Raw genomic sequence first — 23,369 nt, 5'->3', positions numbered from 1 at the left:
GGGCCCTGGAGGACCTCCTCACCCGCGCCCGCGACCTCGACACCGACCAGGCACGGGCATGAGCGGCAACCTTCCCGAGCAGCATCAGTCCCCTGGTGCGGACAGCAGCCGCGCCTGGGACGAGCGCTACGCCGCCCGCGAACTCGTGTGGGGCGCCGAACCCAACCGCTGGGTGGTCCGGGAGACCACCGATCTCCAGCCCGGACGTGCCCTGGATCTGGCAGCCGGAGAAGGCCGCAACGCCCTGTGGCTGGCGTCGCGGGGCTGGCAAGTGACGGCGGTCGACTTCTCCGGCGCCGCCCTGGACCGGGGCCGGAGGCTCGCCGCCGCGCAGCCCACCGAGGCGGCCGACCGTCTGACCTGGGTGCGCGCCGACGTCCGCACGTACCAACCGGCCGCCGGGGCATTCGACCTCGTCGTCGTCGCCTACTTGCACCTGCCCGCCACCCAGCGGCGTACCGCCCTCCGGCATGCCGCCCAGGCCCTGGCGCCCGGTGGCGTCCTACTGGTCGTCGGCCACGACACCACCAACCTCACCGACGGTGCAGGCGGCCCGCAGGACCCGCGCATCCTGTTCACTCCCGACGACGTCCTGGCCGACCTCGCCGGAATCGGTCTCGAGCCGGTGCGCGCCGAACGAGTCCGCCGCCCGGTCGCGCAGGGGTCCGACGGCCGTAGTGCCCACGCGGTCGACGCCCTGGTGCGACTGCGGCGCACCACTTGCATTCCGGCGGCGTAAGACACCGCGCCGTTCGCGGACCGGGACACGCCTTTCGACAGCATGACCAGCCCGGCGCCCTCGCGCGCCGACCCCAAGGAGGAATCCATGAGTGTGGACGAAGAGACAACGGGCGCGGTGCTCAACCGTCTGCGCCGGGCCCAGGGCCAACTGGCCGGCGTCATCGCCATGATCGAGTCCGGACGCGACTGCAAGGACGTGGTCACCCAGCTCGCAGCGGTCTCCCGCGCTCTGGACCGCGCCGGCTTCAAGATCGTCGCGAGCGGGATGCGCCAGTGCCTGGTACCCGACGGTGAGCAGGCTCCTGCGATGACCGAGCAGGAACTGGAGAAGCTCTTCCTCGCCCTGGCCTGAGGGCGAGACGGTGGTCACCGCCGGAGCCTGGGACTCCACCGGTGCCACCCAGCGCGAATCGCCCGTACGCCTGAGGAACCCCGAGGGCTGCGCCATCGACTCCTGAACCCGTCCGTGCCCCGTGCGGGCCTGAGACCCCGAGAACCGATCGGCGCGGGCCAGCGGCATCCCGCGGCACCTCCTGGCGAACCGGGGCGGTTCGCAGAGCGCCGCGTGCACCGCACGGCACGGTGGGCCGCCACCTTCTGGGTCAGGCCGTAGGCCAGCGCTGTGAGAAGCAGATATGGCTCGGCCGCGAGTGCGGTGGTGGCCAGGACGGCGCTGACGCTGACGTTGTTCATGCCGCACGCGAGTGTCACGGTGGCGGCGGCCTCATGGGGCAGTCGCAGGAGCCGTGCCGCCCGTCGACCGACGTGGAAGGCCAGAAGGCATGCCGCACAGGCGCTGGTGACAGCCAGAAGCAGTGCCGGCACAGATGACAGCTCCAGGAGGGGCGAGGCCGCTGAAACGTTGACGTAGGTCAGCGTCAGAACGGCGAGCATCGCCACAAGCGGCGCAAGGTCGAGGGCCCACTTCTGAGCCAGAGGCGGGCTGAGCCATCGGCAGAGGAGTCCCGCCGCGCAGGGCAGAGTCACCGCGAGGGTCAGGAAGCCACGGGTACTCACCGACACGGCGGCGAGAAACGACGTGTGATGCTGCCCCAGCAGCCCGGCCCTGTCGAGGATGCCGATGGTTGCCGGCAAGGTCAGCGGACTGAGCAGGGCGGAGAGCACGACGATACTGATCATCGCCGCTCCGTCGCCGCTGCCCCTGGTGATCCAGACGGTCGCTCCCGCAGCGACAGGGGTCGTGGCCACGAGTGCAAGCGCCATCGGTACGAAGTCGGCTGAGCCGGCAGCACCCGTCATCGACAGGACGGCGGCAGCGGTCGATGCCAGCACGAAGGGCGTGACCAGGTGAGCCGCGAGTCCGGCGGCGACGACTTTGGGGTGCCGAAGGCTGGCGGCCAACTCCTGTGATGTCACCTGGTAGGCCGCCGAAAAGAGGATCACCGTGAGAAGGAGTGTCGGTAGCCCCGCACGCGTGCCGACGACATGTGCGGTGGACTCGCGCAGCGCGTGTGCGGCGTTCGGGGCGAGGAAGGCAGCCGCGTAGCTGAGGACGGTGGCGCGCCCGAGGCGCGCGTTGAGCCACCCGCTGAGACGGCGCGGCAAAGGCTGTTCAGATGTCATGTTCGTTCCCGCACAGGGCATGAAGGGGCGTGTCAGGACGCAGCGATGTCGCCGGCCCGCAGAGCGTGAAGTGCGCGCGTCAGAGAGCGGCAAGAGCGACGGACGCCGGGCAGGGTCACCGAAGGGAGCGGTTCGTGAGAACCGGTACGAGGGGCGATTCGGAGTGAGAGCGGGAGGCAGCTCGCTGTCCGCCGACAACGACTGCGGAACAGCGCGCCTCAAACGCCTGGGGTCACCGGCGGTCTACACCTGGAGCCGGTCATACCGCTGTACTTGACGATCTCCACCGGGATCGAAGCGCGCGGGTGCCGGCGGTCGGCCGACAGCAGCCCTCCACGACCAAGTCGTGTCCTGGGAGCACGGCCGCGGCAACTGCCCACCTGGGGACGCAGCACGGGATGTCGCGGCGTGCACGTTTCCAGCACATGGAGCGGGAGACTCTTCCACCTCCGGCGAGATGTCCCGAAGATGGGGCGCGGAGACGGGCGTTCTGGGGGAGCTCTGCGGAACAGAGCCCACGAGGTGGCGCATCACCGGGCAGCCGCCGATGGCGGCGACCAGGACGGCACAGGCGACGAACAAGGCCCAACCTGCCCTCGTTCGACCGTCTCGCACCGTTACTCCCCTTCCTGGCGAATACGTCCTGATGACGCTACAGGTGCGGAGCGCTGCCGTGTGGGTGGTGCACCCGAACGAGGAAGGGGCGCTCCGGTGCTGACGGCCATCGGCGGGCGCAGCCGTTCGTTCCGCTGCCTCCGGGTGGGCGATGGCTTGCTCGGTAGGGGCCCGGAGCCGGGCTGTCGGCGGTGTGCGATGGTGGCGTGATGAACACCGAGAACGTCCAGTCCGCTGGTGCTGCTCCCGTGCGTGTCGTCGTGGCGGCTCCTCAGCCGGATCGCGTCGTACGCGCGGTGAGGAACCTTGTGGCGGCGGCAGATCGCCCGGTCGAGGTCGAGGTCGTCGTCTACGGCTCCGGACTCGATCTGGTGCTGCGAGGTGGTTCCGACACGGAGATCACCCGGCTGCTCGAGTCCGGCGCACGTGTCCTCGCCTGCGCCAACAGCCTCGCCGGACGCGACCTGACAGATGACGCGCTCGTTCCCGGTGTAGAGGTGGTCCCGGCCGCGGTGTGGCACTTGACGGTACGGCAGCACGAGGGATGGTCTCTCGTCCCGGTATGTTGACGTGACAGGCGTGCTTCGACACGCGTACGGGGTAACCGGGCCTATGGTTGCCCGACCGAGGATGTGAAGGGACGGCGATGCGCGGCAGACGGCACAGCGCCATGGGCGTCGCCCTTGCGCTGCTGACCCTGGTGGCCGCACTGGTCTGTGCCACTCATGCGTCGTCGGCGTCATGGGGGCCACGCTCGTCCACCCCGGCCACCGCTCAGACGCCATGCCACCCGACGCTGGAGGCCGGTCACGGTGCGCCCACCGTGGCAGCGGACGCTCCATGCCTGAAGAAGACGCAGCCCGGACGACAGCTCATGCGGTTCGACGCGTCACTCGCGCCCGCTGGACCCGCGGACACCGGCACGACAGCACCGGCACGGACACTCACCCACGCGCGTGACGGGCGCAGCGGCCCTGACTCTGATCCTCCCGATCTGTCCGAACTCTCCGTACGACGGATGTAGACCCCCACGCGGCGTCCGCGCGCGCCCGCCGTGACAACGCGGCCTGGCGGCTTCCTGGCTCGGCAGATGTGATGCCGTCCTTACGCCGCTGGCGGGCGGCTGCCTTCACCTGCGAGAAGCTCGTCCTCCTCCTGCTGGGCACCTCAGGCACGTCGGCAACTGCAACCCGCCATCGGGTTGCTTCCCGTCCTGGCTGAGCAGCGCCGCGGCGCCCGACCAGCGGGCGGCGGATCGCGAACCGCCTACCACCTGGTCTCACCCTTCGTCTCCCTTCTTCGTACACGTCACTGGAGATGCCATGCCTTCCTCTCTTCGCTCCCGTCGCCGCCGCCTGACCTGGATCGCCGCGAGCGCCGGTACCGCGGCCGTCATCGCCACGGTCCTCGCCTTCGGCGGAGCCTTTGGCGGCTCCACACCACAAGACCGCCCCGTCGCCACCGATTCGTCTCCTGCGACCAAGGCCACCCCCGATGAGCAGCAGCAGTCTCTGCTCGCCCTGGCCCGCAGGAACCCCAAGGACCCACTCGCGCTCGGCCGCGCCGACGCCCCCGTCGTGCTGATCGCCTACGAGGACTTCCAGTGCCCCTTCTGCGGCAAGTTCGCGCGGGAGACCAAGCCGGAACTCGTCCGCAAGTACGTGGACAAGGGAGTGCTGCGCATCGAGTGGCGCAACTACCCCGTGTTCGGCGCCGAGTCGGAGCAGGCCGCCCGCGCCTCCTGGGCCGCCGGACGGCAGGGCCGGTTCTGGCAGTTCCACGACGTCGCCTACGCCAAGGAACGCGCGCGCAACAAGGGCGAGTTCTCCGCCGCGCGGCTGCGCGAGATGGCTCGCGAGGCGGGTGTGCACGATCTCGGCCGCTTCGAGGCCGACATGCAGTCGAAAGCAGCCGACACCTCAGTGAAATCGGATCAGGGGGAGGGGTACACGCTGGGCGTGTCCAGCACCCCCGCCTTCCTCGTCAACACCACGCCCATCCTGGGCGCCCAGCCGCTGAGCACCTTCACCGACGCCATCGACAAGGCAGCGAAGGAAGCCCGGCGATGAGCGGCGTCACCGTGGCGACGGCCTTCCTCGGCGGGCTGCTGGCGCTGCTCAGCCCGTGCAGTGCGCTGTTGTTGCCCGCGTTCTTCGCCTACTCCTTCACCACTCGCACCCGTCTGTCGCTGCGCACCGCGGTCTTCTACGCGGGCCTGATCACCACACTGGTGCCGCTCGGCGTGGCCGGTTCCTTCGCCAGCCGCCTGTTCTACGGGCACCGGGATCTGCTGGTGGCCGTGGGCGGCTGGACGATGATCGGGCTGGGGCTGGCCCAGATCCTGGGCGTGGGCTTCGGGTCACGGCGTCTTCAGCAGGCGGCGGGCAGCCGTGGGGCCGGGTCCGCGCTGTCGGTGTTCGCGCTGGGCACCGTCTACGGCCTGGCAGGCTTCTGCGCGGGACCGATCCTGGGGGGCATCCTCACGGTCGCGGCGCTGGACGGCAGCCCGGTGCACGGGGGGCTCCTGCTGGCCGTCTACGCGCTGGGCCTGGCGGTGCCCATGTTCGTCCTGGCGCTGCTGTGGGACCGCTACGACCTCGGCCGCCGACGTTGGCTGAGAGGGCGCGCGATGCGGCTGGGCCCGCTGACCGTGCACAGCACCTCGCTTGTGGGAGGACTTGTCTTCGTCCTGCTGGGAACCTTGTTCCTGCTCTTCGACGGCACCTCCGCCCTGCCCTCCCTCGTCGACATCGACACCGAGGCGGCCTGGGAGGCCGCCGCCGTACGGCTCGGCAAGGCCGTCTCCGACCGGGTCCTGCTCCTGGTGGTGGCCCTGGCCGCAGCAGGCATGGCGGTGCTGGCAGCCCTCCGACTGCGTCGCCTCCCGGAGGAAGACCAGGAAGACACCGAGCGCTCTGTCTGACGGGACATGCGAGGTCCCGTGCGTCGGTAATGGCACACGGGACCTCGCACAGGAGTCTCGAACACGTTCCGAAGCGGCGGCCGCGCAGGCATCCGACTTCTGCGTCCGGAGCGGTGGGCCTTGCCATCCGATCTGCTGGTCTGCGCGGTCGGTTGCCGTGCGGATGCGCCAGCTTTACGCGCAGGTCTGCCTGACCACGGCTGATTGAAGAAGCTGTTCCTCTCCTCGGCCGAACGCCCTCCCGCTCTTGTGCCCGACGGCGGGTCGGCGTGGTCAGAAGAGCACGTCGACGAGCATGAAGGCGGCGACCGCGAGCAGCACGTAGGCGAAGAGACGCTGAAGCGTGTCGCCCTTGAGTCTCTTCGCCAGGCGTTTGCCGTCCCAGGCGCCCAGTATCGCCGCGCCGGTGAACGGTGCGATGACCGCCCAGTCCAACTGCGTGCCGGTGCCGGCCCGGGCGGTGAGTGCGGCCAGCGAGTTGATCGTGATGACCAGGAGGCTGGTGCCGACCGCCCGGCGCATGGTCAGTCCGAGCACGCTCACCAGCGCGGGCACGGCGAGGAAGCCGCCGCCCACACCGAGGAACCCGGTCACCGCGCCGAGCCCGGAGCCGGCCGCGCCGGCCTTGCCCGGATGCACCTCGCCGGACGGCTCGGTACGCGCCGGGCGAAGCATGCGCAGGGCGGCGAGCCCCGCTATGACGGAGAAGGCGACCGTCAGCACGGTCTCCGGCAGGTGGCCGGCGGCGGCACCGGCGATCATGGCGGGCAGGATGCCCGCTGCGGCGAAGAGCAGTCCTGTTCGCCAGGCCACGTTTCCGTCCCGGGCGTGCCCGGTCAGTGCCGTGATCGAGGTCAGGGTGACGATGACCAGGCTGGCCGTGGTGGCTTCCGCCGGGGTGAAGCCGAGCAGATAGATGAGCGCGGGAACGGCGAGGACGCTGCCGCCTCCGCCGAGTCCGCCCAGGGCCAGGCCGACGACGGCACCGACGACGAGCGCGAGGATCAAAGTGGTCATGCTATCGAACCGTCGTTCCCGTGCTCGTCGACGACGGTCACCGTGACCTGGCTGAAGCCGAGCGGCGGATCCGCCGCCACGGCCGTCCGCGCGCCGCCGGTCAGGCGGTCGCGGTTACCGAGGCCCTTGAACCGAACGGTGTCGATGAAGAACACGGAGTTGTTCCCTTCCCAACGAAATTCCCCCCGCGTGTACACCCACCCTAGCATCAATACCCCCGGGGGTATTTAACACCATGCTGACGACCTGGCCGGCCGCAGGAGCCGGGCCGGATGCCGTCGGTTCCACCAAGCGGGTCGGCGCGTGACCTCGCCGTTCTGTCGACAGTCGTCGCGACGGACGCTCCGTGCGGGGTGTGGTGCGCTCGGTGAGGGGTTCGACCGTGCCGGGGTGAATCGGCGCAGACTCAACCCCGAAAGGCCGGTGGCTACTTCATTGGTTGCGGGTTTGGAGAGAGAGCGTGAGGCTGAAGTGGAGAACGGATAACCGAGTGGCAAAGGGAGTCTGTCGTGCAAGCGAGAAAGGCTGAACTGTACGCGCTTGACCTGGCCCAAGCGCGCTGGGTCAAGAGCAGTAGGTGCCCTTACGGCTACCGTCCGCACTGTGTCGAGGTGGCGGACCTTGGTGGCGGGGCTGTTGCCGTCCGTGACTCGGACCATCGAGACCTGCCGCCTCTGCGGTTCACTGCAGAGGAATGGGCAGCATTCCGAGACGGTGTGCGCGAGGGTGAGTTCTAGAACCCCTCGTGTTCGCCAGTGCAGATGGCGCCCGGTTGGTGCGTACGGCCGTTCTGGTGTTCGCGCGTGATAGTAGGTGATACGGCGAAGCCCCGTCGGTAACCATCGCGACGGGGCTTCTGCACGGAGCGGGCTACGACAGAGTGCGGCGTCCGGCGCAGGCACGGACGTACCCGGAGTCTCCGGTTCCGGGGCGCCGGGGGCAAGGACGCGGGGCATGGTAAGGCTGGCCGACCCCACGGCACGCGCATGCGCTCCACGACGAAGGAGATGGACCACCTCGCCGCCCAGGTTGAGGAGATCACCACCTGGTGGCAGGTCCATAAGAGCGCGGACGACGCGTAACACCTCCCGCGTTTCACGACAGGTTGGGGCAGGTTGGCGGCCCGGTTGTCGCGTCGGGCGGGCGCCGGGTTCCACTTCCCCGGTGTGGTGGTGCGGATCGTTGGGGCGGTCGGTGTGGCTCGTCAGCCGGGGCTCGGCAGGGCATTGAGCCGGTCGATTGCCCTGGTGATCTCGTCGGTCCAGGGCCATCGCGTGGTGAAGAGGAGCCAGCGGCGGCGGCCGGTGGTGACCAGCTGGGCGGCGGCGGAGAACAGCCGCAGGCGAAGCCGTTTGGGTTCCCAACGGCGCGTTCGTGCGGTCAAGGCGAGCATCGGCATCCAGGCAAGGAGGTCGAGTGCGAGGGAGACGATCTCCAGCAGATCTGGTTTTGCGCGGTGTCGTGCAGGGGCGGGTTGCGCAGGCCGGTGTCACGGGCGCCTCGGATGCGGTCCTCGCAGCGGGCCCGGCGGCGGTGACGCAGTTCGAGGTCGGCGAGTTGGCCGCTTTGGGTGTTGGTCGCGAAGCAGGTCAGCCGTATCGGCCCGCAGCATGGCGACATCGGCGAGGCAGTCCCCGCCCAGAGTCGTCGCGAGCACGACATCCAGCAGGACTTTGCCCGGGTCGTGCACCGCCCGCGGCTGCGCCACGGCGCCAATGCCGTCGATATCGCGGTGTCCAGGCCGGACTTGCAGATAGGCCCTGGAGCACAGCGAGACCGAGCCGGACGAGGCCGGCGGCCTGCTCGACCAGGAGGCCGCCGTTGGTGCCGGTGCCAAGGTGATCTCCCTGCTCACCAGGAGGCTGCCGTCGGACCTGCGGACCGGGCTACCGGACATGAGCAAGTACGACCGGCTTCTGAAGCCGGTCACTTCTACGACGAACACGGCTACAACGCCGCAGAAAGGCACCAGCGCATGACTCCGAGCACCACCGTGCGTCGCACGGCCGAGGTTCCCGCAACGCGGATGCCGCTGCCCGGCGATCCGGAGGACGTCGCGATCGACGAGTTGTGCCGGGATCTGCGGCTTCCGGCGTTGCGTGAGCGGTTCATCGAGGTGGCCACGACCGCCCGCGGCGAGCAGTTGACCTACAAGCAGTTCCTGCTCGACCTGCTCCAACTGGAACGCAATGACAGGGAGCTTCGCCGCCAGCAGCGGCTGATCCGGGCTGCCCGGTTTCCCCGACCGAAGCGGCTTGAGGACTTTCGGTTCGAGAAGAACCCTCATGTCTCACCGGAGGTCGTCGGCGAACTGAAGAATCCCGCCTGGGTTCAGGAAGGCCGTCCCCTGGTCCTGATCGGCGACTCCGGCACCGGGAAGTCTCACCTGCTGATCGGGGTTGGCACAGCGATCGCCGAGGCCGGCCTCACGGTCCGTTACACCACCACTGCGGCGCTGGTGAACGAGCTCGCCGAGGCGGCCACAGCCAAGCGGCTGTCTTCCGCGATCGCCCGCTACAGCAAGGTCGACCTTCTGTGTCTGGACGAGTTCGGCTATCTCGATCTGGACAAGAAGGGCTCCAAGCTGCTGTTCCAAATCTTTACCGAACGGGAAGAACGCAAGGCGACTGCGGTCGCCACGAACTCCCCGTTCAACGAGTGGGAGGCGATCTTCAACGAGCCCCGGCTCTGCGCGGCCATCGCCGACCGGATCACCTTCCGCTGCACTCTGATCCAGACTGGCACGGAGTCCTACCGGTTCCAGGCGACCGAGGCCGAGCGTTCGCACTGACCCATCGCCTCGTCTGCCGGCCTGCCAGGAAACACGCACAAGGAGCCATGGTGTCAGTGAGCGACGCGTCTGTGGGCCTGCCTGCCGAGCCACAGTGGAGCCGTGCCAGCGGCAGGTTGCTGCGGTGGTGGAAGGAACCATTGCTGGAGCGGATGCGGCAGGCATGGCCAGGCCAGCCCCACGATGCCGTAATCCGCGGCCTGGCCGCATGCCGGACGGAATCGGTGACATGGGTCTTCACAGCCCAGCGACAGCCGTGGCATCTGTGTATGACCAGCACGGACGTTGTGGCCGACTCCCCAGTCTTCGACACGCTGGAGCTGAGTGACACCCACTGGAGCGCGCGTCACCGCGGTCAAGAAGACGGCGGACCGCTGCCCGGCGACCGCCTCCCCGGCACCGACTCCCTGGACCTCATGCTCCGCCCGCCCCAGGGGCTGACCGGCCTGAACGTCAGGGCCACCGGACACCACCGCGAAGCGGGACGGACCATCGTGGAGTTCAACGGGTCAGGGCCGGGCCTCGATCCAGATGCCGACGTGTTCGAGGAGTTCACCACCCGGGCCCCGCAACTGGCAGTCCTCGGAGCCGACGCCTACCGCCTTGAGGTCGATGCAGCTTCCGGGATCGTTCTTGGCTGGCAGGCCCTGGCATCCGGAGTGCCGGTCAGCGGAGCAGCACTGCACGACCTGGACACAAGGGCCCGCCCGGACGATCCCGCGGAGCACACTGAACAGTAGTCAGATGCCCTTACCGCAGACGGGGCCGTGACCCCGCAGTGCCCCTCCCGAGCCCGAGCCGACGACTGCTTGCTTAACGTCAACGTTCGATTCCCCGCCCGGTCCCGTTGCCCACGTCTCCACTCGCCAAGTCCCCGGACAGGACCAGTTCCGCGTGATCGAGTCAGCGGAGCAGTAGGTCGACCGCTGACAGTCCAGGTCTCGACGGTCCTGCTCGGAGCCGTTCCACTTCAGGACGACATGCAGGTGGATCGTCCCCCGCTGCCAGCCGACCGTGTTCCCGCCCCAGGTGACGGAACCGGCCTTCGCCACCAGACGAGACGTCGAATGCCCAGGAGTGACCAGCTCCACCGGGACGCCTACCGCCGCAGAGGACGGAGCAGCCAGCCCCACCAGAACACCGCTCCGCTCGCGCAGAAGGCGAGCCAGGAGACACACCGAACATTCGCATCAAGGCAACCCCCACAGGACTCGAGTCCGAACACAGAACTGGGGCCTTCCAAGCCATGCCTGTCAGGGACACAGCCCGGACGACCCCGGGAAGCCCAACCTAGCGGCTCATCACGGCCCTAATCTGCCCGGACACTCACGATTCACCCGCAACAGGGCACAAGTCACCCGATAGAGGTGGCCTCAAACTCGCTGCCGATCACCAGCACGTGGAAGTGTCCATCCCCTTCACGAACGGACCAAAGTGGTCCCCGTTCGCGTTGCCCGAGTGGTCCCCCCAGACCCTGTCGAAAACAACAGCCCCACCCGGGGCCGATCCACAAGTCTCGGTTCAACGTGCGCCGGGCAGCATCCGGGAGATCGGCGGACGGGTACGAGGAGCTCGCATCCCGCGAGAGCCGATCGCGGAGAAACGCCTTGGTTCAGGCGGTCGGCAGGAGCTGGCTCGACAGCGCATGCTCGGCCCAGCCCTGCCATGCCTCGTGGGTCCAGTGGCGTTCGGACACCAGCAACGTGTAGGTCTCCGGCGACAGGGTCGCCAGTGCGATGTCCGCAGCGGCGTCCAGGGTGAGCCCTTCCCGTAGGGCGGTCTTGCGGACCAGCGCCTCGGCGAAGGCGCGCTGAACCGTCAGCCGTTGCTCCAGGTTGGTACGCCACAGCCGGTTCAGGTCGGGGTCGGAAGGTGCGGCGCTGCGCACCACGTCCAGCAATGGCGCTGCACGACTGAGGATGTCACCGGCCCCTGCGGCCTGGAGTTCCAGCTGCCGGTGCGGGTCGGGTTCGGCAATCACCGCCTTCGCCCAGGAGCGCTCCAGGGTGGGAACGGGCTGATCGTCGCCTGCAACGGCCTGATCCAGGGCGACGGTCAGGACGGCCCTCTTGGTCTTGAAGGCGTAGTAGACGGTCTGTTCACCCACTCCGGCCTCGGCGGCGATGGCGCCGATGCTGGTGGCCGTATAGCCGTGGGTGGTGAACAGGCCGGCGGCGGCGGCCAGGATGCGGGCTCGGGTGGCCCGCGACCGTGCGGTGCGGCCGTCCGCCGGCGTGCTGTTCCCACCCGCGGGATCCTTGCGCTGTGACTCGGCTCTCACACCCTTGATTATAGCGACACTACAAATATCTTCTTGTAGCGTGACTATGGAAACTTCGGGGGCAGCTTGCCCGTCCTGCTCCTGCTCACGTCCGTCGAACTGCTGGTATTCCTGGAGGTGTCGATCGTCAATGTCGCCCCGCCCGCGCTGGGCTCGGCGCTGCCCCTCGGGCCGGTCGGTCTGGCCTGGGCCGTCAATGCCTACCAACTCACATGCTGCCGCGCCACCGGGCCATCGCGACCAATACCGGGCCATCGCGACCAATTCCGACCCGAACCGGCGGGCCACTGCGCCGACAACCGGACGGCAGCACACCCCCCACCCCACCCCGCCGCCACCGGCAGCCAGACCACCGACGGAGAAGCCCGATGACCACCATCCTCATCATCGGAGGCTACGGAGCCGTCGGCCGGCACACGGCTGCGGCGCTCACCGGCCTCTTGCCCGATGCCACCGTCCTGACCGCCGGACGCCACCCTGAACGCGCCGCCCCCATCACCGGCACCGCCGCCCTGCGCCTCGACGCGGCCGACCCCGATGCCATGGACGATCTTCCGCCGGACGTCGACACCGTCGTGATGTGTGCGGCCCGCAACAACGCCCGGATCGCCCAAGCCTGCCTGGAACGCGGCATCCACTACCTGGACGTCTCCGCCTCCCATGCCGTCCTGGACGCGATCGAACCGCTGGACCCGACCGCTCGCCGCACCGGCGCCACCGCCGTCCTCAGCGTCGGACTCCTACCCGGAGTCAGCAACCTGCTGGCCCGTCATCTCACCGACCAGCACCACGGCGCCGACCTGCGCATCAGCGCACTCCTCGGATCCGGTGACCGACACGGCCCGGCCGCGCTGGATTGGACCCTTGACGGCCTGGGACGCCTTCACGACTCCTGGGCTGTCGACTTCCCGGCCCCGTACGGCCGGCGGACGGTCCATCACTTTCCCTTCTCCGACCAGTACACCCTGCCCGCCACCACCAGCGCCGCAACCGCAGCCACCGGTCTCTGCCTGGACTCGCGCCTGGTCACCGGCCTTCTCCACGCTGCCGGGCAGCCCGCCGTGGCCCGGCTCCTGCGTCACCCCGGCGTCCGCCGCCGCCTGCTGGCAGCACTCAACAGAGCACACTTCGGGGGAGACGGGTTCGCCGTCACCGTTCACACCGGGGATGTGGCCATCGCCTTCAGCGGCCGCGACCAGAGCCGCGCCACTGGTCTGGCTGCGGCGCTCGCCGTCACCTGTCTCCAGAGCCTGCAGCCGGGCGTGTTCCACCTCGATCAGGTGGTGGCTCCCATCGGCTTCCTCGAAAGACTGGCTGCGCACGGCTCCTTCACCCTCCACCCGCTTCAAGCCACGGGCTGACGGTGTCACCCCATATGGCGGGCGGACGTTTCAGAGCGGTCGATTGTGAAACACCCGGCCGCGCGGTGCCCCACCTGTGGCGATCACGTGTCATGAGTTGTTGCAGACGACTGGGTGAAACGCCCTCATGAAACGCTCCGGGGTCGTGAGCGACGACTTCAAGCGCGTGGGAGTGCACGACTGTCCGCTGTCCACCTGCGCCGCGCTGCCCCGGCCGTGCGCAAGCCGGGGCAGATCAGGCAGGACAGCGGCCCAGGAACGGAGCCGAGGACCACGGCCCGCTGGGCATACAGCGGACAGTGCGCGGTGACATCGCCGGCCGTTCTCCAGCTCGGGGCGGAGTTGGTCGTGGCGCCGTTTGAGGAAGGGCTGGATGGTGCCGAGTCGCGCGCGGACGTATGCCAGCTCCTCTTCGTCCGTGTCGAGGGAAATCCGGCTGTACGGGAAGTTCGGCGGGGATGAAGTCCGTCAGGAAGTCGAGGACTTCGGCGGCGCGGGTCGCTCCGCCGACTGCTCGCCTTCCCAGACAGCCCGGTCGTAAGACATACCCAGAGCGCTCACCCCTCCGACAAGCATCCGAGCCGATCAGACTGGGCCTCCGCCACCAAGCGAAACAGCCGGTAAAACTGGTGGCGGTGATTTGCCTGGCCACCTTCCTGGTCTGGTGCTTATTGCGGATCCGGATCGCGGGACAGAATTCGGAGCGGCGGCCGGAATGTGGCGTCTGGTACGGGTGTTGCGTCGGTTCGACGGGCAGCGCCGAATGGGCCGCTGACTGCGGTCCTTCTCTTGATGTCGGTAGCCTTCCGGCGTGGGGATCGTTGAGCGGCTGGTGCCGGATGAGTTGTGGCGGTTGTTCCAGCGGGTGGTGCCGGAGGCGCCATCGCGGCCCCAGGGTGGTGGCCGGCGCCGCCACGGTGACCGGGAGGTGCTGGCGGCGATCGTGTTCGTGGCGACGCCGGGCTGTACGCGGCAGCAGTTGCCTGCCGCGCCGTTCGGGCCGTCCGGTGCGACGGCCCACCGCAGACACGCCGAAAGGCTCAGAGTCGGTCGACGAGGCCGTCGGCAGTGCCCGACGAGTCGAGCCCCGGGCGCATCGAGCCGCTGGCTTCCCCCGGCTGTGTGAGATTTTGTGAGACGTGAGAGGGTCTGACGAGTGAGCGAGACACCACCGAACACCCTGCAGTACCGCTTTGATGGGCCAGAAGACGCTCCGGTCCTGATTCTGGCTCCCTCACTGGGTACCACATGGCACATGTGGGACCGTCAGGTTCCGGAACTCGCCAAGCAGTGGCGCATCTTCCGGTTCGACCTGCCCGGTCACGGCGGCGCCCCCGCGCACCCCGCGCCCTCCGTCGGCGACATCACCGCCCGGCTGCTCGCGACCCTGGACGCCCTGGGCGTACAGCACTTCGGCTACGCGGGCTGCGCGCTGGGCGGTGGCATCGGGATCGAGCTGGCGCTGCGTCACCCCGAGCGGCTGGCGTCGCTCGCGCTGATCGCCGCCTCGCCCCGCTTCGGCACGGCCGACGAGTTCCGCCAGCGTGGCGTGGTCGTCCGGACCAACGGACTCGACCCGATCGCCCGGACCTCCCCGGAGCGCTGGTTCACCGGAGGGTTCGCCGCCGCCCAGCCCGCGATCACCGAGTGGGCCGTGCAGATGGTCCGCACCACCGACCCCGGCTGCTACATCGCCGCCTGCGAGGCGCTCGCCACCTTCGACGTACGGACCGAACTCGGCCGTATCGGTGTGCCGACCCTCGTCCTCGTGGGGTCGGAGGACCAGGTCACCGGTCCCGCCGAGGCGCGCACCCTGGTCGCCGGCATCCCGGACGCCCGCCTCGCCGTCGTCCCCGGCGCCTCCCATCTGGTCCCCGTCGAGCAGCCCGCCGCCGTCACCGATCTGCTCGTACGCCACTTCTCGACCGCCTGGCAGCCGGCGTTCGACTCGACGACGGGCCAGCTCACGGCGATCACGGCATCCTCGGCGAAGCCGGTGCCGACGGCCGCGCCGCTGGTCACACCCGTGGCCGAGATCGCCCCCGTCGCCCTGCCCCCCGAGCCCGTGGGCAGCCCCGACACCTACGACACCGGGATCAAGATCCGCCGCGAGGTGCTCGGCGACGCCTGCGTCGACCGGACGCTGGCCGCCACGGACGACTTCTCCGCGGACTTCGAGCAGTTCACCACCCGCTACGCCTGGGGCGAGGTCTGGGCGCGGCCCGGCCTCGACCGCCGCACCCGTAGCTGCGTCACGCTCACCGCGCTGGTCGCGGGCGGCCACCTGGACGACCTCGCTTCCCACACCCGAGCGGCCCTGCGCAACGGCCTCACCCCGAGCGAGATCAGGGAAGTACTGCTCCAGACGGCGGTCTACTGCGGCGTACCGGCCGCGACCAGCGCGTTCAAGGTGGCGCAGCAGATCATCCGGGAGGAGACCACCCCCCAGGAGTGAACGCGCGCCGGGTACCACGAGCACCAGGCTGAGCGGGCCCCGGCCGCCCCGGCCGGGGCAGGATGGGAGCCATGAAGCTCACGAAGAAGTTGCATGCCTGCATCCGCCTGGAGAAGGACGGACGCACGCTCGTCATCGACCCCGGCACCTTCAGCGAGGAGGACGCCGCCGTCGGCGTGGACGGCATCCTGGTCACGCACGAGCACATGGACCACTTCAGCGAGGAGCGGCTGCGGACCGGGATGGAGGCCAACCCGGGCGCCGAGATCTGGACCCTCGCCTCCGTCGCGGAGAAGATCTCGGCGGCGTACCCGGGCCGTGTGCACACCGTCGGCCACGGCGACACCTTCACCGCGGCCGGGTTCGACGTCCAGGTGCACGGCGAACTGCACGCCGTGATCCACCCCGACATCCCGCGCATCACGAACGTCGGCTATCTGATCGACGGCGGCAAGCTCTTCCACCCCGGTGACGCGCTCACCGTCCCCGACCAGCCGGTCGAGACGCTGATGCTCCCCGTCATGGCGCCCTGGAACAAGATCGCCGAAGTGATCGACTACGTCCGCGAGGTCAAGCCGCAGCGCGCGTACGACATCCACGACGCGCTGCTCACCGACCTCGCCCGCCCGATCTACGACCACCAGATCGGCGCGCTGGGCGGAGCCGAGCATCTGAGGCTGACGCCGGGGGCGTCCGCGCAGGTCTGAGGGCCGGGCACCTCCGGGGCCCGCGCACCGGGGGTGCGTTGTCACACCCGCCCGGTAGGTTGTGGGACATGCGCATCGCGACCTGGAACGTGAACTCGATCACCGCTCGCCTCCCCAGGCTCCTGGCCTGGCTGGAGAGCAGCGGTACGGACGTGCTGTGCCTCCAGGAGGCCAAGATCTCCGAGGAGCAGTTCCCCTACGACGAGCTGCGCGCGCTGGGCTACGAGGCGGCGGTCCACGCCACCGGCCGGTGGAACGGCGTCGCGGTGCTCTCCCGCGTCGGCCTGGCCGACGTGGTCAAGGGCCTGCCCGGCGATCCCGGCTACGAGGGCGTCCAGGAGCCCCGCGCCGTCTCCGCCACCTGCGGCCCGGTCCGCGTCTGGTCGGTGTACGTGCCGAACGGCCGCGAGGTGGACCACCCGCACTACGCGTACAAGCTCCAGTGGTTCGAGGCCCTGAAGGCGGCCGTGGCGGGCGACGCGGGGGGCAGCCGCCCCTTCGCGGTGATGGGTGACTACAACGTGGCGCCGACGGACGACGACGTCTACGACGTGGCGGCGTTCGAGGGCGCCACGCATGTCACCCCGGCCGAGCGCGCAGCCCTGACCTCGCTGCGGGAGACGGGCCTGACGGACGTCGTCCCGCGCCCCCTCAAGTACGACCAGCCGTTCACGTACTGGGACTACCGTCAGCTCTGCTTCCCCAAGAACCGCGGTATGCGCATCGACCTCGTGTACGGCAACCAGCCGTTCGCGAAGGCGGTCAAGGACGCGTACGTGGACCGGGAGGAGCGCAAGGGCAAGGGCGCGTCGGACCATGCGCCCGTGGTGGTGGACCTCGACATATAGGCGGCGCTCCGGGCGGTGTCACGGCGGTGCGCGCGAACACACCGGTGACACGCTGGCGGCATGAACATCCCCTTCCTGAGCAACTGGCGCAAGAGGCGTGGCGCAGCCTTCGGTGTCGCGGTGCTCTCCGCCGGTGACGCCGACGCCGACACGGGCGATGTCACCGGACTCCTCGCCGAATGCGAGCTGTTGCGCTCCCAGGCCGAGCAGTCCGGTGTCGAACTCGACGACACTGCCGCGTCCTTGGCGGCGCTCGACCAACTCCTGCCGCGCTGGCGTGACGACGAGGAGATCCTGCCCTGGCTCGGGAACGACGCGGGCCTCTACCTCGGCACGGTGATCGTGCGCACGGTCCGCGGAGCAGCCTGGGAGATCTTCCCGGGCGGCCACCCCGTGGTACGGCTGGCCTCCGGCCGCGAGATCGACGTGGTGGCCGACGGCCACACCTGGGCGGCCACCGGAGCCCCCGAACTGTCGCAGGTCTACGCTGAGGTGGCCGAGGTCTGACGAGGGGTTCCGCCCACTCCGGGAAGCCCATCGTGTCGAACCTCGACTACGATGTGGCGTTCATCCCGGTGATGATGGTGTCTCACCGATCCGCACCGGGATGGGCGTGCTGTTCTCCTGGCTCACCCCTCGGGTGTCCCGGTGGGAGCGGCGCGGTCCCAGGACCGGGGCCGTGGCGACCACCGCGGCCGGACCAGGGACGACTGCTGCCGGTCATGGCCCCAAAGCCGTTGGGGGAGGGAAGCGGCAGCCACAGGGCCAGGCCCGGCCGGCGGCAGCCGGAGATCACTGCTCGCGCAGCGGAACGGACACGTAGGACGCAACGCCCGCCGCCGAGGAGAAGGTCAGCTGCGCGCCGGACGGGTTGTGCTCGACATGCTTCGGCGCGGACCGCGAGCGGTCGCTGCCGTGTGAATCAGGGCCGTACGCCCGCGAGTTGACGACCTTCAGCAGCGGCGCGAACGAGTTGGTGCCGTACGTGCAGGCCGGCCGCTCAGTCGCGCGTCCAACCGAGTCCTTTCAGCACCACCTCGACCACAGTGTCGGTGAAGTCGGCGTCGAGGGCTCCCTGGTCGTAGAGCCAGCGGCAACGCATCGGGGCCCACAGCAGATCGACGGCGATGTCGAGATCGGTGTCGCCGTCGATCTGCCCGGCCTCCCGGGCACGGCGCAGCCGGTGGAGGGCGGCGTCCCGGCCAGGTCCGTCGAGCACGGTCCCGTAGGCGGCGGTCAGCGCCGGGTCCATGGCGGCCTCGGCGGCCAGCGACCGCAGGGCCTCGCTGCGGTGCGGGTCCGTGAGGTCGGCGGCTGCCGCGCTCAGCGTCCGCCTCAGGTCGGCCGCCAGGTCGTCGGACTCGGGTGACCCGGCCGTCGTGTCCCGTTCGTCCGCCGCGTCCAGGTCCATCAGCGCCTCGCAGAGCACCGCCCCCTTCGAGGGCCACCACCGGTAGATGGTCTGTTTGCCGACGTGGGCGCGTGCGGCGATGCCCTCGATGGTGAGTTCGGCATAACTCTTCTCCCGGCCGAGTGCCAGGGCGGCGTCGAGTATGGCGCGACGGGACGCCTCGTTGCGCCGGGAGGACTTTCCACGTGAGGGAGAAGGCATCGTCACGGCGCATACGTTAGCGCTAGTGTGCGAGAGGATACGAGTCCGTCTTACGCCCTCTGCCGCTGTGCCGCAACGCGGAACCGCGCCCCTCCGGCAGGTCGTTGCCCCCCCCGGAACGTCCGCCGGGGCAGGGGGAGTTGGCGGGGTGTTACTCTGACGGCATGTACTCATGTCACTCGCTGGTCTGTTTCATGAGGCTGCGCCGCGCCTAGCGGCGGGCCTCTTTGTCACGTGCTCTCTCGCGCTGCGCGCGCTCTCGTGTTTCCGTAGGTCCTCCGCTGCCGGGTCCCGCCGGTGCGGTCCTTTGTGCTGCCCCGGCTCCGAACTTCCCCGCGGAGCACATCCATGCCTTTTCCCTCGCAGGGCGGCCGACACGAACTCGGTCAGAACTTCCTCACCGACCACTCCGTCATCGGAGACATCAATGCCATGGTGGCCCGAACAAAGGGGCCGATACTGGAGATCGGCCCCGGTGACGGCGCCCTGACTCTTCCGCTGAGCAAGCACGGCAGGTCGATCACCGCCGTGGAGATCGACGCTCGGCGGGCGAGGCGTCTGGACGCCCGTACGCCCGGACACGTCACCGTCGTCCACCACGACTTCATGAACTTCCCGTTGCCCCGCAACCCGCATGTGGTGGTGGGCAACCTGCCCTTCCATCTGACGACGGCGATCATGCGACGGCTCCTCGACGCGCAGCACTGGCACACCGCCGTACTGCTGGTCCAGTGGGAGGTGGCCCGCCGCAGAGCCGGGGTCGGCGGTACGACGCTGCTCACCGCGGGCTGGGCCCCGTGGTACGAGTTCGACCTGCACTCCCGGGTGCCCGCGCAGGCCTTCCGGCCGGTGCCGAACGTGGACGGAGGGCTGCTGCGCATCCGGCGCAGGTCGGCCCCGCTCGTCGATTCGGTGCAGCCGTACCAGGACTTCGTACGTCAGGTGTTCACCGGCAGAGGGAACGGCCTGAAGGAGATCATCAAGCGCAACGGGCGCGTGTCGCAACGGGATCTGGCCGGGTGGCTACGCCATTACGACATCTCGCCCCACGCGCTTCCGAAGGACCTGAAGGCGCACCACTGGGCCTCGCTGTGGCACCTGGCCGAAGCTGCTCCCGCACCGGTCCGCCCACGGGAACAGCCCCATCACAGGGCGGCTGCGCGACGGCGGAAGGTGCAGTACTCCAAGGCTCAGCCCCGGGCGCACAGCGCTGACTCCCACAAGTACTGAGCTGGTTGACGTAGGACATGCCGCGGCCCGTCGCACCTCCTCGAAGAGGTGCGACGGGCCGCGGCATATGGTCAGCGTCCGGTGCGCCGGCCGTACGACGACCCTCGTGCACCCTGCCGCCCCAGGGCCTGCCGCCCCTGGGCACGCGGCGTGCCGCGCTTGCCGCGGGAGGAACCGGACCGCTTGCCGCCGGTCACCGGACCGGTCCTGCCGGAGGATTCCCGCGCCGCGGCGGAGGAGGAGTCGGACCCGGTCGGGACGGGGCCGCGACCGGTGGCGTAGCGCGGCCTGGCCGCCTCGAACAGGGCGACCCACTGCACGAGGGTGAGGTCCTTCGGCAGCCCGTCGTCGGGTATCTGTAAGCGCTGGGCGAGCGCCGCGTAGGTTCGCCGGGGGACATGCCGCCGCAGAATCTCGGCCAGCCCGCGACCCGGCCCGGTGAAAACGGCCTCCGCGAAGTCCTGGAACGCCGCGCAGGCACGCTCTGGGAGCAGCGGACGGGGCCGCCGCCTGATCGTCAGAATGCCCCCGTCGACCCGCGGCATCGGCCGGAACGACCTGGCGGGGACGCGGTTGTGCAGCGTGAACTCGTACCACGGTGCCCAGGAGACGGAAAGGAGTGTCCCGCTGCCCTGGCCAGCGCGTTTGCGGGCGACTTCCCATTGCACTATCAGGGCCGCTTGCTGCCATTCGGTGGATTCGAGAAGATGCCGGAGAACCTGGGTGGTGATGTTGAAAGGAACATTGCTGACTATCGTGTCGCAGTCGCGGGACATGTAGTAGTCGAGAAAATCCCCCTCCAGTATCTCGACCTTCTCGTCGTCGAACTCATCCCGCAGGAACGCGGACCAGTGGGGGTCGATCTCCACAGCGGTCACGGTCTCGAAGGAGCGCACCAGTTCTCGTGTTATGGCTCCTTTACCAGGGCCTATCTCAAGGACGTTGGTTCCGTTCCCCCTGACGTGGGAGACGAGATCGCGCACGACTCTCTTGTCCTGAAGGAAATTCTGCCCTAACTCGCGCCGGAGAGCGTTTCTGTCCGAGCGCTGCGGGCCAGAGCCGTGTGACGCCATGAATCCATCCCCTCCGTGGCTTCTGTGGCCAATGGCCGTGGCATGGACCATACCCCGGGCCACGTCGCGCGGTTGTGGCGATATGGCATGCCTCGGCCAAATGTAGAAGGCTCAACTCCCCCTGCGTTTCCGTAAATTGAGCCGGGCCTCAGGTGCGGCTGACGTATGGCGGGGGGAGCGGTGAGGTGGGGTGTCAGCGGTTGTGGCCTGCCCAACTTGGCTTATTCCAGGCCTAGTTCGTGTGGCGTGTGTCACGTGGTGGGTTTGAAGTGCCCACCCGATGACGCGAGTTGGGCATCCCTGAAGGCGTCCGACGGGTTCCGGCCATCCCCGGCCCGGCCCGGCCCGGTCCGGTCGACGGGCGTGAGCGCGACCCCCGACACTTCCCCTTTCCCGGGTGTTGTCAACGCATTTGTTTCTGGGGTCGGATGACACTTCCGGTGTGTTGGGAGGAGAGCATCCATGGATCTCGGCGGTATCCCGGACCGTGAGACACGTCGGCCGCCAGAGCCGGGGAAGCCGCGCTTCATGGACTGACCTTGATTTCCGGCCGACCACATGGCTCTGGGGGTACGGGGCGGTTGAGTATAGGGGGAGTATAGGGGGGGTATAGGGGGGGCGCCTTGGGGTTGGGTGGGCAGTCCCGCGACGACCGAACACTGTTTGACCTCTTGGTGCGGGAACGCGTCGACTTCCAGTCCCCTGGTGTGTGCACTGAATTGATTCGTGGAGAGATGCCGAAAGTGTCCAAGACCGAGTCCGAGGAATTCGTGTCCGCATCGAGCGGGGCCGACGCCCGGCACACCACGGCCGAACCCGTGGCCATCATCGGAATGTCGTGCCGGGTGCCCGGAGCGTCAGGCCCCGACGCGTACTGGGAGCTGTTGAAGTCGGGCCTCCAGACGGTGGGGGAGGTTCCGGCCGACCGGTGGAACGCCGCGGACCTCTACGACCCGGACCGCTCCGTGCCCGGCCGGGCGAACACCCGGTGGGGCGGATTCGTCTCGTATGTGGACCGGTTCGACGCCGCCTTCTTCGGCATCTCCCCGCGCGAGGCCGCGGAGATGGACCCGCAGCAGCGACTCGCCCTGGAACTCGGGTGGGAGGCCCTCGAACACGCCGGGCTCGCCCGCACCTCCCTCAGCGGCACCCGGACCGGCGTCTTCGCGGGCGCCATCTGGGACGACTACGCCACCCTGAAGCACCGGCAGGGATTCGCCGCGATCACCCCACACACCGTCACCGGCCTGCACCGCGGCATCATTGCCAACCGCCTGTCGTACACGCTCGGACTGCGCGGCCCCAGCCTGGTCGTCGACTCAGGCCAGTCCTCCTCACTGGTGGCGGTCCACCTGGCGTGCGAGAGCCTGCGCCGCGGTGAGTCGGAACTGGCGCTGGCCGGCGGCGTCTCCCTCAACCTCGTCCCGGACAGCATGATCGGCGCCAGCAAGTTCGGCGGACTGTCCCCCGACGGCCGCACTTACACGTTCGACGCGCGCGCCAACGGCTACGTACGCGGCGAGGGCGGCGGCTTCGTCGTACTCAAGCGGCTCTCCCGGGCGATTGCCGACGGCGATCGCGTCCTCGGTGTCATCCGGGGCAGCGCGGTCAACAACGGCGGTGCCGACAAGGGCATGACGACCCCCGACGTCGACGCGCAGACGGACGTGCTCCGCCAGGCCCACGCCCAGGCCGGAACGGAACCCCGCGACGTCGAGTACGTCGAACTGCACGGCACCGGCACCCCGGTGGGCGACCCGATCGAGGCCGCCGCCCTGGGCGCGGCACTCGGCGCGGGCCGACCGGCCGACCGCCCCCTGCTCGTCGGATCGGTGAAGACCAACATCGGCCATCTGGAGGGCGCGGCCGGTATCGCGGGCCTCATCAAGGCCGTCCTGACCGTCCGCAGCCGTGCCGTACCCGCCAGCCTGAACTTCGAGACCCCGAACCCGGCTATCCCGTTCGACGAACTGAACCTGCGGGTCAACACGGAGTACACGCCCTGGCAGCCGAACACCGATGGGCAGCGGATGGTCGTCGGCGTGTCGTCGTTCGGCATGGGCGGAACCAACGCGCATGTGGTGATCGAGGAGGCTCCGGCGGAGGAGGCCGGGACCGAGGAGCCCTGCGG

The 23,369-nt window shown here is 69.2% G+C and carries 21 protein-coding genes and 2 pseudogenes; 16 read left to right on the top strand and 7 right to left on the bottom strand.

The features are described from left to right. Positions 1–58: 58 nt before the first annotated feature. A complete protein-coding gene (locus NGF19_RS29195) occupies positions 59–739 on the top strand; it encodes a class I SAM-dependent methyltransferase (protein WP_252428743.1) in 681 nt (226 codons plus the stop codon). An 87-nt stretch (positions 740–826) separates the two neighbouring features. Further along, positions 827–1,093: a metal-sensitive transcriptional regulator gene (locus tag NGF19_RS29190; protein WP_252428741.1), complete on the top strand. Its 267-nt coding sequence runs from the start codon at positions 827–829 to the stop codon at positions 1,091–1,093. A 14-nt stretch (positions 1,094–1,107) separates the two neighbouring features. Here NGF19_RS29190 and NGF19_RS29185 read toward each other — a convergent pair whose 3' ends face one another. Then, positions 1,108–2,325 carry a bile acid:sodium symporter family protein gene (locus NGF19_RS29185; protein ID WP_252428739.1) on the bottom strand — a complete coding sequence of 406 codons (1,218 nt, stop codon included), beginning with the start codon at positions 2,323–2,325 and terminating at the stop codon, positions 1,108–1,110. Positions 2,326–3,149: 824 nt separating this feature from the next. Here NGF19_RS29185 and NGF19_RS29180 point away from each other — a divergent pair. The 3 genes from NGF19_RS29180 to NGF19_RS29170 all read left to right on the top strand — a co-directional run bounded on the left by NGF19_RS29180 (position 3,150) and on the right by NGF19_RS29170 (position 5,863). Next, positions 3,150–3,509 carry a DsrE family protein gene (locus NGF19_RS29180; protein ID WP_252428737.1) on the top strand — a complete coding sequence of 120 codons (360 nt, stop codon included), beginning with the start codon at positions 3,150–3,152 and terminating at the stop codon, positions 3,507–3,509. 753 nt (positions 3,510–4,262) lie between these two features. Continuing rightward, positions 4,263–5,009, top strand: a complete 747-nt coding sequence (locus NGF19_RS29175; RefSeq protein ID WP_252428735.1) for a DsbA family protein — start codon at positions 4,263–4,265, stop codon at positions 5,007–5,009. Next, positions 5,006–5,863: a cytochrome c biogenesis CcdA family protein gene (locus NGF19_RS29170; protein WP_252428733.1), complete on the top strand. Its 858-nt coding sequence runs from the start codon at positions 5,006–5,008 to the stop codon at positions 5,861–5,863. Before NGF19_RS29175 ends, NGF19_RS29170 begins: the two co-directional genes overlap by 4 nt. Positions 5,864–6,136: 273 nt before the next feature. Here NGF19_RS29170 and NGF19_RS29165 read toward each other — a convergent pair whose 3' ends face one another. Further along, complete coding sequence (locus NGF19_RS29165; protein ID WP_252428731.1) at positions 6,137–6,880, bottom strand: sulfite exporter TauE/SafE family protein; 744 nt, start codon at positions 6,878–6,880, stop codon at positions 6,137–6,139. Continuing rightward, a complete protein-coding gene (locus NGF19_RS29160) occupies positions 6,877–7,035 on the bottom strand; it encodes a hypothetical protein (protein WP_252428749.1) in 159 nt (52 codons plus the stop codon). Before NGF19_RS29160 ends, NGF19_RS29165 begins: the two co-directional genes overlap by 4 nt. Before the next feature lie 354 nt (positions 7,036–7,389). On the opposite strand from NGF19_RS29160, the gene NGF19_RS29155 reads away from it, so the two are divergent. After that, complete coding sequence (locus tag NGF19_RS29155; protein ID WP_252428729.1) at positions 7,390–7,617, top strand: DUF397 domain-containing protein; 228 nt, start codon at positions 7,390–7,392, stop codon at positions 7,615–7,617. 467 nt (positions 7,618–8,084) lie between these two features. Here NGF19_RS29155 and NGF19_RS29150 read toward each other — a convergent pair. Further along, a pseudogene (locus NGF19_RS29150) lies at positions 8,085–8,479 on the bottom strand (transposase); the annotation flags it as partial. Positions 8,480–8,906: 427 nt separating this feature from the next. Here NGF19_RS29150 and istB point away from each other — a divergent pair. After that, complete coding sequence (gene istB, locus NGF19_RS29145; protein WP_443735606.1) at positions 8,907–9,671, top strand: IS21-like element helper ATPase IstB; 765 nt, start codon at positions 8,907–8,909, stop codon at positions 9,669–9,671. 269 nt (positions 9,672–9,940) lie between these two features. Further along, positions 9,941–10,411, top strand: coding sequence for a hypothetical protein (locus tag NGF19_RS29140; protein ID WP_252428725.1), 471 nt, complete (start codon positions 9,941–9,943; stop codon positions 10,409–10,411). An 872-nt stretch (positions 10,412–11,283) separates the two neighbouring features. Here the strand turns inward: NGF19_RS29140 and NGF19_RS29135 are convergent. Further along, positions 11,284–11,952: a TetR/AcrR family transcriptional regulator gene (locus tag NGF19_RS29135; RefSeq protein WP_252428723.1), complete on the bottom strand. Its 669-nt coding sequence runs from the start codon at positions 11,950–11,952 to the stop codon at positions 11,284–11,286. 368 nt (positions 11,953–12,320) lie between these two features. On the opposite strand from NGF19_RS29135, the gene NGF19_RS29130 reads away from it, so the two are divergent. The 6 genes and pseudogenes from NGF19_RS29130 to NGF19_RS29105 all read left to right on the top strand — a co-directional run bounded on the left by NGF19_RS29130 (position 12,321) and on the right by NGF19_RS29105 (position 17,830). After that, on the top strand, positions 12,321–13,313 hold the full coding sequence (locus NGF19_RS29130; protein ID WP_252428721.1) for a saccharopine dehydrogenase NADP-binding domain-containing protein: 993 nt from the start codon (positions 12,321–12,323) through the stop codon (positions 13,311–13,313). Positions 13,314–14,124: 811 nt separating this feature from the next. Continuing rightward, a pseudogene (locus NGF19_RS29125) lies at positions 14,125–14,349 on the top strand (transposase); the annotation flags it as partial. Between the two features lie 120 nt (positions 14,350–14,469). Beyond that, entirely contained in the window at positions 14,470–15,768 is a 1,299-nt protein-coding gene (gene pcaDC, locus NGF19_RS29120) for a bifunctional 3-oxoadipate enol-lactonase/4-carboxymuconolactone decarboxylase PcaDC (protein WP_252428719.1), read from the top strand. A gap of 71 nt (positions 15,769–15,839) precedes the next feature. Next, positions 15,840–16,475 (top strand): MBL fold metallo-hydrolase, encoded by a 636-nt coding sequence (locus NGF19_RS29115; protein ID WP_252428717.1) that lies wholly within the window; start codon positions 15,840–15,842, stop codon positions 16,473–16,475. Between the two features lie 68 nt (positions 16,476–16,543). Then, positions 16,544–17,323, top strand: a complete 780-nt coding sequence (locus NGF19_RS29110) for an exodeoxyribonuclease III (protein WP_252428715.1) — start codon at positions 16,544–16,546, stop codon at positions 17,321–17,323. Positions 17,324–17,383: 60 nt separating this feature from the next. Next, positions 17,384–17,830 carry a DUF6278 family protein gene (locus NGF19_RS29105; RefSeq protein ID WP_252428713.1) on the top strand — a complete coding sequence of 149 codons (447 nt, stop codon included), beginning with the start codon at positions 17,384–17,386 and terminating at the stop codon, positions 17,828–17,830. 493 nt (positions 17,831–18,323) lie between these two features. Here NGF19_RS29105 and NGF19_RS29100 read toward each other — a convergent pair whose 3' ends face one another. Beyond that, entirely contained in the window at positions 18,324–18,935 is a 612-nt protein-coding gene (locus tag NGF19_RS29100) for a TetR/AcrR family transcriptional regulator (protein WP_252428747.1), read from the bottom strand. Positions 18,936–19,283: 348 nt separating this feature from the next. On the opposite strand from NGF19_RS29100, the gene erm (NGF19_RS29095) reads away from it, so the two are divergent. Beyond that, complete coding sequence (erm, locus tag NGF19_RS29095) at positions 19,284–20,165, top strand: 23S ribosomal RNA methyltransferase Erm (RefSeq protein WP_252428711.1); 882 nt, start codon at positions 19,284–19,286, stop codon at positions 20,163–20,165. A 71-nt stretch (positions 20,166–20,236) separates the two neighbouring features. On the opposite strand, the gene erm (NGF19_RS29090) is transcribed toward erm (NGF19_RS29095), so the two are convergent. After that, the gene (gene erm / locus NGF19_RS29090; protein WP_252428709.1) at positions 20,237–21,238 is read right to left on the bottom strand and encodes a 23S ribosomal RNA methyltransferase Erm; all 1,002 of its coding nucleotides are present in this window, start codon (positions 21,236–21,238) and stop codon (positions 20,237–20,239) included. 833 nt (positions 21,239–22,071) lie between these two features. Between erm (NGF19_RS29090) and NGF19_RS29085 the strand changes: the two genes are divergently transcribed. Then, positions 22,072–23,369, top strand: a 1,298-nt coding sequence (locus NGF19_RS29085; RefSeq protein WP_252428745.1) for a type I polyketide synthase, incomplete at its 3' end; no start/stop codon positions are given.

It is taken from the genome of Streptomyces macrolidinus, from assembly GCF_023887685.1.
Classification (GTDB): Bacteria; Actinomycetota; Actinomycetes; order Streptomycetales; family Streptomycetaceae; genus Streptomyces; species Streptomyces macrolidinus.
The sequence above is the reverse complement of the archived record's forward strand: the minus strand, read 5'-3'. Positions and strand labels throughout refer to the sequence as shown.

Coding starts and splice junctions, on each gene's coding strand:
- NGF19_RS29100 (WP_252428747.1), bottom strand. CDS start 18,935: ATGCCTTCTCCCTCACGTGGAAAGTCCTCCCGGCGCAACGAGGCGTCC.
- NGF19_RS29175 (WP_252428735.1), top strand. CDS start 4,263: ATGCCTTCCTCTCTTCGCTCCCGTCGCCGCCGCCTGACCTGGATCGCC.
- NGF19_RS29110 (WP_252428715.1), top strand. CDS start 16,544: ATGCGCATCGCGACCTGGAACGTGAACTCGATCACCGCTCGCCTCCCC.
- NGF19_RS29130 (WP_252428721.1), top strand. CDS start 12,321: ATGACCACCATCCTCATCATCGGAGGCTACGGAGCCGTCGGCCGGCAC.
- NGF19_RS29105 (WP_252428713.1), top strand. CDS start 17,384: ATGAACATCCCCTTCCTGAGCAACTGGCGCAAGAGGCGTGGCGCAGCC.
- NGF19_RS29190 (WP_252428741.1), top strand. CDS start 827: ATGAGTGTGGACGAAGAGACAACGGGCGCGGTGCTCAACCGTCTGCGC.
- NGF19_RS29115 (WP_252428717.1), top strand. CDS start 15,840: ATGAAGCTCACGAAGAAGTTGCATGCCTGCATCCGCCTGGAGAAGGAC.
- istB (WP_443735606.1), top strand. CDS start 8,907: ATGCCGCTGCCCGGCGATCCGGAGGACGTCGCGATCGACGAGTTGTGC.
- NGF19_RS29165 (WP_252428731.1), bottom strand. CDS start 6,880: ATGACCACTTTGATCCTCGCGCTCGTCGTCGGTGCCGTCGTCGGCCTG.
- NGF19_RS29195 (WP_252428743.1), top strand. CDS start 59: ATGAGCGGCAACCTTCCCGAGCAGCATCAGTCCCCTGGTGCGGACAGC.
- NGF19_RS29185 (WP_252428739.1), bottom strand. CDS start 2,325: ATGACATCTGAACAGCCTTTGCCGCGCCGTCTCAGCGGGTGGCTCAAC.
- erm (WP_252428709.1), bottom strand. CDS start 21,238: ATGGCGTCACACGGCTCTGGCCCGCAGCGCTCGGACAGAAACGCTCTC.
- NGF19_RS29140 (WP_252428725.1), top strand. CDS start 9,941: ATGACCAGCACGGACGTTGTGGCCGACTCCCCAGTCTTCGACACGCTG.
- erm (WP_252428711.1), top strand. CDS start 19,284: ATGCCTTTTCCCTCGCAGGGCGGCCGACACGAACTCGGTCAGAACTTC.
- NGF19_RS29180 (WP_252428737.1), top strand. CDS start 3,150: ATGAACACCGAGAACGTCCAGTCCGCTGGTGCTGCTCCCGTGCGTGTC.
- NGF19_RS29170 (WP_252428733.1), top strand. CDS start 5,006: ATGAGCGGCGTCACCGTGGCGACGGCCTTCCTCGGCGGGCTGCTGGCG.